A 10512-nucleotide genomic window follows, 5' to 3' on the forward strand; every position below is an offset into this window, starting at 1 on the left:
GAATCACCTTGCTGATATCGGTCCCAAATCAATGCCCTTTGTTGAGCATTGTAGTAAATTCTTTTTCTCTGTTTCATAGCAACGCCTCCTCTTTAAATAAGTATAGCGTTGCATTCACCGGTTGCATTCACCGGTTGAACTCACAGGCTCAAAGCTGCCAGTTAGAGAACTTCTTCCCAATGACTGTAAAGAGCACATAACAGACCGTCAGTTCTAACTTCTCCACTCAACAACAGCGCTCTTTTTTGATGTTTTTTCTCTGTGATCTCCTTATCCTTTTTGATGAATTTTTTTAACGGCATACTAAGTTTGAGCTAACACAGCTTCACCGAATCAAATATGCGATTTTATGAATTCAGCTGTCTGCGTAATAGCTAGATTAAGATGGCCATCAAGCGTAAAACCAGATGCCTTACGCGGTTTAAAACTATGATCGCCATCGTATAAATATCTTAGCTGAACTTGCGCAGACAAATTATATGTGCCTATTTCCTCACGTGTACCAAAGGTGTCACGCTCGCCTTGTAAAATCAGTACGGGTTTATTAATGTTTTCTAAATGAGCAGTACGTAATTTTTCAGGTTTACCCGGTGGATGAAATGGGTAGCCCATACATATACAACCAAGGGCATTTGACTCTTGTAACAACATACTGGCCATTCGACCGCCCATCGACTTGCCACCAATAAAGATAGGTAAACTGCTATCAACCTCACTCAATACAGCATTAAAGTGAACAAGCAATTTATCAGCCCGTTCTGGCGGACGCCTTTTACCTAACTCTTCGGCCAACTGCATATAAGCAAAATTGAAACGTACTACATTAATGCCGTATTTTGCGATGCCCTCGGCCATTAACTGCATAAACTCACTGTTTTGACCGGCACCTGCACCATGGGCAAAAACAAAAGTAGCTACGGGCTCTTTAGCCAAATTATTCAAAGTCTTCATCATCTTGCTCTTCTTTAACTTGTGCTAATAACCACTCTCTAAAGGCGGTAATTTTACCTAAATCTGCCTGAGACTGATGGCAAACCAAATAATAGGCATTTTTTGTGATTAATTTTTCTTCGAATGGGCAGATTAAGCGGCCCGCTTCAATTTCTGGTCGTGCTAAGAAACTGTACCCTAGCGCGATCCCTTGACCTAAAGCTGCCACTTGTTGCACTAACAAAGAATGACTAAAAATAGGACCATGATTGACATTCACGCCCAATACATTGAAGTGGCGTATCCACTCCTGCCAAGCGTCTCTAGAGGAATCGTGTAATAAAGTATGTTTTCCAAGATCGTCTAATTTTTCTAGGGGTTTGTCCCCTTGAAACAACAAAGGTGAACACATGGGTGTCAGGTATTCAGTATGTAACTTATCAGCTGCCAAGCCAGACCATTTACCCTTACCAAAATAGATTGCTACATCCACATCGTCGGTTAAAAAACCTTCATCACCGTCGACCGCCTTTATTCGAAGATCAATATCAGGATTAAGTTGGCTAAACTTGCTGATCCTAGGCACTAACCACTGGATCGCAAAACTGGTTTGTAAGGCCACGGTAATAGCGCCCTTCCCGCCTTTTGCCACTAGTCGTTCGGTGGCGTCATTAAGTGACTGAAAAATTTCTTTTAAATCTAAGTAATAACTCTGGCCTTCTTCAGTCAAAAACAATGCGCGATTTTTTCGCACAAAAAGTTTCATGGATAAAAACTCTTCTAATGCTTTTATTTGATGACTGACAGCGGCTTGAGTAACAAATAGTTCATCAGCGGCTCGAGTAAAACTCAAGTGCCGGGCCGCGACTTCAAAGGCTTTAAGGGAGTTAAGTGGGGGTAATCTGCGGTTCATAACTAAACAGCCAATTAATTATAGTTCAGGCCCTATTAAAGCATTAGCTTTTCTAATCCACAAGCATACAAAATGTAGTTTTAATAGAATTATACATAGGTATACAATTCGACATGTGGTAAAAATTATTGTTTTAAAACAATAATTAACAATCACAAAGCAGATCTAACAAAACACAAACAACTTAACATTTAACATTACTAATACTAAAGGTTAACAAAATGAAAACAACTTATACAATACTGGCTATATTAGCCACCGTACTTTTTAGCCAAAATGCCGTTGCCAAACTAGGCGCTAATCGCTCAACACCTCAACCAGAGAATAAATTGGAAATAAATGTTGAAGCCGAAATCGTTGAGCGCATCAGCTCGATGTTAGCTAACGTAAAAGCGCCTGAAGTTAAAACTGATATTGCCAAGCAACTAAATACCCATACCCTTGAATCTCAAACAAATGAATTAATGCAACTCGCTGCCGAAAAACTACCTGAATTCAAATTCAAAGTAGTTATCACAGACTAATCATTTAAGGTTTATCTGCTAGTTAATACGTCTTAGTAAGTTGTCGCTGTGCAAAGGCCGCCGTAAAAGGCCTTAAGCGCCTAGCACAGCAAAACTTACAACATTATTGATTCAAATAGATTTAGTCAGCACTGGTATCTAACGGGGCAAATCCTTTGACTAATTCATCCAACGCTTTCATTTGTTGTAAATACGGTTCCAATTTATCCAGGGCTAATGCGCAAGGTCCATCACATTTCGCTTGATTAGGATTTGGGTGAGCTTCAATAAATAATCCAGCTAAACCTAATGCCATCCCACTTCTAGCAAGCTGTGCTGCTTGAGCACGTCGACCGTCAGCAGAATCAGTTCTACCACCAGGTTTTTGCAAAGCATGGGTCGCGTCAAAAATAACCGGGGCATAGGCTTTCATCTCATCCATAGCCAACATATCAACCACTAGATTGTTGTAGCCATAACAAGATCCACGTTCACACAATATAATTTTGTCATTACCGGCCTCACCGAATTTAGTGATGATATGCCGCATTTCGTGAGCGGCCAAAAACTGTGGTTTTTTCACATTGATAATGGCATTTGTTTTGGCCATGGCTACCACTAAATCTGTTTGGCGGGCCAAAAATGCCGGTAGTTGAATGACATCAACCACTTCAGCAACAGGAGCCGCTTGATGAGTTTCGTGTACATCTGTGATTAACGGTACGTTAAAGGTTTGTTTTATCTCTTCAAATATTTTTAGGCCCTCTTCCATTCCAGGCCCACGATAAGAATTAACCGAAGAACGATTGGCTTTATCAAACGACGCTTTAAACACATAAGGAATACCTAATTTGTGGGTTATCTCTTTATAATGTTCGGCAATGCGCATTGCCATATCGCGAGATTCCAATACATTCATGCCACCAAAAAGTACAAAAGGTTTGTCATTTTCTACTTCGATATTGCCAATTTTGATGTTCTGTAAATTTTGCATAGTTGTCTTAAAATTAAATTAGATAAGTCTTGATCAATATCATAGCAAGCTAACTCGTTACTGAGTATCTGAAAGTGTCAGTAGCTATTAATTTTATTAATTCAGCCGCTGGTGAAAATATTCAAGCTTAATCCTAGATTTATAGTGCAGAAACAGCATGGAAAAGTAGCGATTAGCGTAAATAACCCGTAAAATATGCGGTTCGATTTTAGTGACGTCGTTTGTCAATTTGACATAACGAATCGCGATACAGAATTATTGAGATAGGTAAGTACAATCCGCTATGACAAAAAAGCTATTTATTAAAACTTGGGGTTGCCAAATGAACGAGTATGACTCGGAAAAAATGGCAGACCTATTAGACTCAACTCATGGTTATCAAGCCACGGATACGGCTGAAGATGCGGATATAATCTTACTAAATACCTGCTCAATTCGTGAAAAAGCCCAAGAAAAAGTATTTCATCAGTTGGGCCGCTGGAAAAATCTGAAGAAAGACAAACCAGAGTTAATTATTGGTGTAGGCGGATGTGTTGCTTCTCAAGAAGGTAAAACAATCAGAAAGCGCGCGCCTTTTGTTGATTTAGTTTTTGGTCCACAAACCTTGCATCGTTTGCCAGAAATGATTAATCAAATTAAAGGTGGCAGCAAATCTGTCATCGATATCAGTTTTCCAGAAATTGAAAAGTTTGATCGTCTTCCAGAGCCCAAAGCAGATGGTCCAAGTGCCTTTGTATCTATTATGGAAGGCTGTTCTAAATACTGTACTTTTTGTGTAGTACCTTACACTCGTGGCGAAGAAGTCAGTCGTCCGGTGGATGACGTGTTGCTTGAGATTGCCCAACTAGCCGAGCAAGGTGTACGTGAAGTGAACTTGTTAGGCCAAAACGTGAATGCATTTCGTGGCCCAAACTACGACGGTAGCATCTGTACTTTTGCTGAACTCTTAGAATTGGTGGCGTCTATCAACGGTATTGATCGAATTCGTTACACCACATCTCATCCTGTTGAATTTACTGACGACATCATTGATGCATACGCGCAAATACCAGAGTTAGTAGACCATTTACATCTACCGGTTCAATCTGGCGCAGATCGTATTTTAAACTTGATGAAACGTGGTCATACTGCGATTGAATATAAATCTAAAATTAGAAAACTTAGAAAAATTCGACCTAACTTAAGTATGTCATCAGACTTTATTATTGGATTCCCTGGTGAAAGTGATGCGGACTTTGAGGCCACAATGGATTTAATCCAAGCCATGGACTTCGATCTTAGTTTTAGCTTTATTTATAGCGCCCGCCCCGGTACGCCAGCGGCAGACTTGCCAGACGATGTTACTGAAGATACCAAAAAACATCGCTTAAGTTTGCTGCAACAGCGCATTACCCAACAAGCGCTACGCATTGCTCGTAATATGGTAGACAGCGAACAACGCATTTTAGTTGAAGGCCCAAGTAAGAAAAACCCGATGGAGTTGTCAGGACGCACAGAGAACAACCGTGTGGTGAACTTTGAAGGTACACCAAAAATGATCGGTAAATTTGTTGATGTGAAAATAACAGATGTTTTCGCAAATTCACTTAGAGGTGATGTTATCAGAACCGAAGATCAGATGGACTTACGTAGCGAACTAGCCCCGCACACTATTTTGGCTAAGAACCCTAATAAAGTTGATGACTTAGGTGTAGGCCAAGTAGCCGCCGTTTAGTAAAGCGATCCACACTATCTATTGAGCAAAGAGACTATACATTTGAGTAACCTTGTAAGCAGTGAAATTATTTTAGAGCCGTCAGACAACAAACGTTTATCCAGTTTGTGTGGGCCGCTAGATGACAATATAAAGCAGATTGAACGTCGCTTAGGTGTGGAAATCACCTATCGCAACAACGAGTTTAAAGTGATGGGACAATCTCAGCAATCCAGTGGTGCTGCGCAACTACTCAAGTTGTTATATCTGGAAACTCAGCCTATTCGTGGCGAAATTCCTGATATTGAGCCAAATAAAGTGCATTTAGCCATACAAGAAGCAAAATGTTTGGAACGCTCCGAAGCTGGTCAACATGGTAAAGAAGTCCATATAAAAACCAAACGTGGCGTGATCAAACCACGCAATCCCAATCAATCACAGTACGTGAGCAATATCATCAATCACGATATTAGTTATGGTGTGGGCCCTGCTGGTACGGGTAAAACATACTTAGCAGTTGCTTGTGCGGTAGAAGCGTTAGAGCGTCAAGAAGTGCGACGTATTTTGTTAACTCGCCCAGCGGTAGAAGCTGGTGAAAAACTTGGCTTTTTGCCCGGTGATTTATCACAAAAAGTAGACCCTTACCTACGCCCACTTTACGACGCACTGTTTGAAATGCTTGGTTTTGAAAAAGTTGAAAAACTCATTGAACGCAGCGTAATTGAAGTGGCACCTTTGGCATACATGCGAGGTCGTACTTTAAACGACGCTTTTATTATTTTAGATGAAGCGCAAAACACCACAGTAGAACAAATGAAAATGTTCTTAACGCGAATCGGGTTTAATTCTCAGGCAGTGATCACAGGTGATATTACTCAAGTAGATTTACCTCGTGGTGTACGTTCTGGTTTGCGTCACAGCATTGAAGTATTAAAAGAAGTAAAAGACATTTCATTTAACTTCTTTACTGCTAATGATGTTGTTCGTCATCCGGTTGTTGGACGTATCGTAATGGCTTATGAAGAATATGACAGCAAGCAAGAAAAAGAACGCTTAGAAAAAAAGGCGCAACTAGAAGCCGATGCGAACAAAGATCAAGGTTCCACTAAGTGAATAACCAATGAGCGCCATTTTAGACTTACAACTGGCCACAAATAGCACTGATGTCCCTAAACAAGCGGATATTCAATTGTGGTTGGACACCTTACTCTCTCATCAGCAGATTGCTGATAAAGAAATAACGGTGCGCATTGTCGACCTTGAAGAAATTCAACAACTCAACCTACAGTATCGGGATAAAGACAAAGTAACTAACGTGTTGTCCTTTCCGTTTGAGATGCCTGAATTATCGTTACCTGATGGTGAGCAACTAGATGAGTCCATGTCTAATTTTTTGGGCGACATTGTTATTTGTGCACAAGTTGTAACACAAGAATCAGAGCAACAAAACAAGCTGCTACACCATCATTGGGCACATATGCTAATACACGGCACCTTGCATTTACTAGGTTTCGACCACATTGATCAGCAAGAGGCTGAAGAAATGGAAAGCATTGAAATTGCTATATTAAAAAAATTAGCCATTGACGACCCCTACCAAAATCATTAATGATGCATTTACAGCATTAATTGTATTCCATTAACGTATAAATACATTAATTAAATTAACCAAAATAACGAGATCATGAGCGAAGATAACCCCCCATCTAGTAGCGGTTCTGCCAATAAAGGCTGGATTGATAAATTAGTCCAAACCTTCACTGGAGAACCGAAAAGTAAGGAAGAGTTGTTTGCAGTCATCACTGATGCTGAGCAACGCGAAGTCATTAACCCTGAAACCAAAGCAATGATTGAAGGGGTGATGGAAGTCAGCGAGATGCGTGTGCGGGAGATAATGATCCCTAGAGCACAAATGCGCACCATTGAAGTTGACCAAACTGTAGAAGAGTTTCTACCGATACTACTTGAATCAGCTCACTCACGTTTTCCTGTTATTAATGAAGACAAAGATCACATTGAAGGGATTTTGTTAGCTAAAGACTTACTAGAGTATGCTTTTGTCCCTGGAAAAGAGTTTGAACTAAAAAACATTCTGCGCCCTGCTGTTATTGTGCCCGAAAGTAAACGGGTCGATGTGCTACTCAAAGAGTTTCAACAAAAACGTTATCACATGGCCATAGTGGTAGATGAATATGGTGGTGTGTCTGGATTAGTCACTATTGAAGATATACTTGAACTTATAGTGGGTGAAATTGAAGACGAACATGATGTTGAAGAATTGGATAAAGATGGTATCCGACCTCTGAATAAATATACCTACTCTGTTAAAGCTCTCACTTCTTTGGAAGACTTTAACAAGTTTTTCGAAACCAAGTTTGATGAGGAAGAAGCAGATACTATCGGTGGTATCGTACTCAAAGCCTTTGGTCACATGCCAGAGCGCGACGAAAAAGTGACCATTGATGACATTAAATTTAAAGTGACCAACTCTGACAAAAGACGCTTGGTTCAGTTAAAAGTCACTATCCCAGAAACGGAAGAATAACCCTGAGCATCATAGATAAAGGGAGTGATATGTCATTCTCTTTAAAATTGCTTCTATCGACTCTATTTGGCGCGTTGCTGACTTTGGCTTACGCGCCATTTTCATTTTGGTTTATTACATTTCTAAGCTTATCTAGTTTTATCTACCTACTAAGCAACGCCCAACCCAAACAAGGTTTTAAACTCGGATTTGCTTTTGGTTTAGGCTGGTTTGGAGCCGGTGTCAGTTGGGTGCATGTGAGCATCGCTGATTTTGGTGGTGTTCCGCTAATTGGCTCTTTGGCACTCATGTTACTGTTAAGTGCCTATTTAGCGCTTTTTCCCGGATTAAGTTTTTATCTGCTCAGCAAATACTTTAACAAGACGTTTTGGCCAATTGCCCTACCCTTTATCTGGTTACTAGTAGAATGGTTAAGAAGTTGGTTTTTAACCGGCTTTCCTTGGTTATCTTTAGGGTATAGCCAATTACAAGGTCCTCTTGCTGGTTGGTTCCCAATCATTGGCGAATTTGGTGTTTCGGGTTTAGTGGTACTGATTAGTGCTGCACTTGCCATCTGGTTAGCGGATAAAAAGTGGCTACCTAGTGCTCTTATTGTCACTGTGCTATTGGTATCAGGCCTAGTACTTAACCAGTACCAATGGACAAAACCAACTGGCGAAAATGTGCGTATAGCCATGGTTCAAGGCAATATTGAACAAGCCTTGCGCTGGACACCAGAACAAGATCAGCCAACCATGAATAAATACAAAAACATGACCGCAGATCATTGGAACAATGACGTGGTGATCTGGCCAGAAGCCGCCATTCCTAAACTAGAACCTATAGCGGCTGATTTTCTAAATGAAATAGATAGCTTGGCAGCACAAACCAATACGGGCTTAATCACCGGTATTGTGAACTACAACTTTGAAACACGAGAAGCCTTTAACAATTTAATCGGTTTAGGGCAAAAGCAAACAGATGAGCAAAATAACGGTAGTGCGGTTCGCGGGCAATATCACTATTTTCATGGCAATCGTTTTGCCAAACATCATTTACTGCCGATAGGCGAATTTATTCCTTTAGAAGACTGGATACGTGGATTAGCCCCAATCTTTGATTTACCCATGTCATCCTTTACTCGAGGCGATTATCAACAAGCAAACATACAGGCCAAAGGTTATCAATTTGCCCCCGCGATTTGTTTTGAAATCGCTTTCCCAAGGCAGATATCGGCGAACTTATATTACAATACCGACTTTATAATCACGGTCAGTAATGATGCGTGGTTTGGTGGCTCCCATGGCCCTGCTCAACATCTCGAAATAGCTCAAGCACGTGCTAAGGAATTTGGTTTACCTGTTTTACGTGCAACCAACACCGGCATCACGGCTTTTATCGATCATAGGGGTCAAATCCAAAGCAGATTACCGCAATTTGAAGCGGCTGTGCTGAGTGATACCATTGCGCAAGTAAAAGGTTACACCCCATACCGTTCGTTCGGTGACTGGACAATATGGTGTTTGTCTTTTGTGATTTTTGCTTTTGCCTGCTGGTACCAAAGACAATCAAAGGAAAGTTAAATGTCATCGCCAACCCGTGATCCTAATTTTATTATTCGCCCTGCTACGATTGAAGATACTGCACTTATTTTGACCTTCATTAAAGAGCTCGCGGATTACGAAAAGTTATTACATGAAGTGGTGGCAGACGAAAGTACACTACAAGAAAGTCTATTCGGCGAGACACCACATGCCAAAGTGGTGATAGGTGAATATAACGGCACACCTGTGTCGTTTGCGTTGTACTTCCATAATTTTTCTACCTTTCTCGGTCGACCCGGTATTTATTTAGAAGACTTGTACGTGCAGCCGCACATGCGTGGTAAAGGCTTAGGTAAAATACTCTTAGGTTATTTAGCAACCCTTGCCATAGAACTAAACTGCGGGCGTTTAGAATGGTGGGTATTAGATTGGAACAAACCCGCAATTGATTTCTATCGGTCTTTAGGTGCACAACCCATGGACGAATGGACGGTAAATCGTGTAACAGGCGAAGCGTTAGAAAAATTAGCGCAACATCTAAAGTAAGTTCAGTGATAAATTTTTATTATGTCGAATTAGACCGATCTAGGAATAACTTCTTTATTAATACCGATAAATTCTTTAATTCTAGTAATTGGAGTTAACACAATCACATTACCCATTAACACTAAAACAAAACCAACTATTGTACTTGTTTGCCAAACAAAACCTTCAAATATCATACTAAGTGAGACCGCAACAACGGGAAATAATACCACTGCATAACTGGCTTTTTCTGGGCCGATGTCTTTTAACAATACAAAATAACAAGCAAAAGCGATAACGGTGCCAAATACACTTAAATACACCAGAGAAGCAATATAAGGTAGCCTAGTATCTAGATTAAACTCAGAACCATTTATTAAAGTTAAAACAAGTAAAAACACACTACCGTAAAACATCCCCCATGCATTTCCCTGCATAATTCCAATATTGTTTCTTGAGTTACGTACGCTGGTCATATTTCCCAGTGATGCTACAAATGTTCCACCTAACGACAATCCCAAACCAATCATCGCTTCGCTAGCTATATCTAAAGTTGTAATGTCTTGCCAAAACAGCCCGATAATTCCAGCTAGTCCCAACGTAGCACCAATAAAGGTCCGTGGAGCAATAGGTTTTCCAAAGAATATACGTGTATTAATAATATTCATGACTAACAGAGTAGAGAAAGCAATAGAGGTCATAGCTGAAGTTAGATAGTCTTGTGCCCAGTACAAAATTAAATAGTTAAATCCAAAGTTACAGCAGGCTAATGCCATAAAGAAAATACCGACTAAACCTCCTCTATCTGCTTGAGAATCTACTTTGTTTGCCCAAGAATTTGGTAACATAATTTCAAAAGCTCCTAAAAATGAAGCTGCAAAAATCA

The 10512-nt window shown here is 40.3% G+C and carries 11 protein-coding genes; 7 read left to right on the plus strand and 4 right to left on the minus strand.

Features of this window, described 5'->3' with window-relative positions; all coding sequences use genetic code 11:
* Positions 1 to 333 precede the first annotated feature (333 nt).
* Together QZ488_RS19435 and QZ488_RS19440 are read right to left on the minus strand one after the other, a co-directional pair.
* A complete protein-coding gene (locus QZ488_RS19435) occupies positions 334 to 954 on the minus strand; it encodes an alpha/beta family hydrolase (protein ID WP_293751857.1) in 621 nt (206 codons plus the stop codon).
* On the minus strand, positions 935 to 1843 hold the full coding sequence (locus QZ488_RS19440) for a transcriptional regulator GcvA (RefSeq protein WP_293751859.1): 909 nt from the start codon (positions 1841 to 1843) through the stop codon (positions 935 to 937). Before QZ488_RS19440 ends, QZ488_RS19435 begins: the two co-directional genes overlap by 20 nt.
* Positions 1844 to 2064: 221 nt before the next feature.
* Here QZ488_RS19440 and QZ488_RS19445 point away from each other — a divergent pair, with 221 nt between their 5' ends.
* Positions 2065 to 2367: a hypothetical protein gene (locus tag QZ488_RS19445; protein WP_293751860.1), complete on the plus strand. Its 303-nt coding sequence runs from the start codon at positions 2065 to 2067 to the stop codon at positions 2365 to 2367.
* Positions 2368 to 2488: 121 nt separating this feature from the next.
* On the opposite strand, the gene kdsA is transcribed toward QZ488_RS19445, so the two are convergent.
* Positions 2489 to 3340 (minus strand): 3-deoxy-8-phosphooctulonate synthase, encoded by an 852-nt coding sequence (gene kdsA, locus QZ488_RS19450; RefSeq protein WP_293751862.1) that lies wholly within the window; start codon positions 3338 to 3340, stop codon positions 2489 to 2491.
* Between the two features lie 283 nt (positions 3341 to 3623).
* Here kdsA and miaB point away from each other — a divergent pair, with 283 nt between their 5' ends.
* The 6 genes from miaB to QZ488_RS19480 all read left to right on the plus strand — a co-directional run bounded on the left by miaB (position 3624) and on the right by QZ488_RS19480 (position 9647).
* Positions 3624 to 5054 (plus strand): tRNA (N6-isopentenyl adenosine(37)-C2)-methylthiotransferase MiaB, encoded by a 1431-nt coding sequence (gene miaB, locus QZ488_RS19455; RefSeq protein WP_293751864.1) that lies wholly within the window; start codon positions 3624 to 3626, stop codon positions 5052 to 5054.
* A gap of 42 nt (positions 5055 to 5096) precedes the next feature.
* Positions 5097 to 6146: a PhoH family protein gene (locus QZ488_RS19460; protein WP_293751866.1), complete on the plus strand. Its 1050-nt coding sequence runs from the start codon at positions 5097 to 5099 to the stop codon at positions 6144 to 6146.
* 7 nt (positions 6147 to 6153) lie between these two features.
* Positions 6154 to 6642 (plus strand): rRNA maturation RNase YbeY, encoded by a 489-nt coding sequence (gene ybeY / locus QZ488_RS19465; protein ID WP_293751868.1) that lies wholly within the window; start codon positions 6154 to 6156, stop codon positions 6640 to 6642.
* A 75-nt stretch (positions 6643 to 6717) separates the two neighbouring features.
* A complete protein-coding gene (gene corC, locus QZ488_RS19470; RefSeq protein ID WP_293751870.1) occupies positions 6718 to 7578 on the plus strand; it encodes a CNNM family magnesium/cobalt transport protein CorC in 861 nt (286 codons plus the stop codon).
* Between the two features lie 29 nt (positions 7579 to 7607).
* Positions 7608 to 9140 (plus strand): apolipoprotein N-acyltransferase, encoded by a 1533-nt coding sequence (gene lnt, locus QZ488_RS19475; RefSeq protein WP_293751872.1) that lies wholly within the window; start codon positions 7608 to 7610, stop codon positions 9138 to 9140.
* On the plus strand, positions 9141 to 9647 hold the full coding sequence (locus QZ488_RS19480; protein WP_293751874.1) for a GNAT family N-acetyltransferase: 507 nt from the start codon (positions 9141 to 9143) through the stop codon (positions 9645 to 9647).
* A 29-nt stretch (positions 9648 to 9676) separates the two neighbouring features.
* Here the strand turns inward: QZ488_RS19480 and QZ488_RS19485 are convergent.
* A partial coding sequence (locus QZ488_RS19485) for an EamA family transporter (protein WP_293751876.1) occupies positions 9677 to 10512 on the minus strand: 836 nt, incomplete at its 5' end.

The organism is uncultured Paraglaciecola sp., assembly GCF_913020055.1.
Lineage (GTDB): Bacteria > Pseudomonadota > Gammaproteobacteria > Enterobacterales > Alteromonadaceae > Paraglaciecola.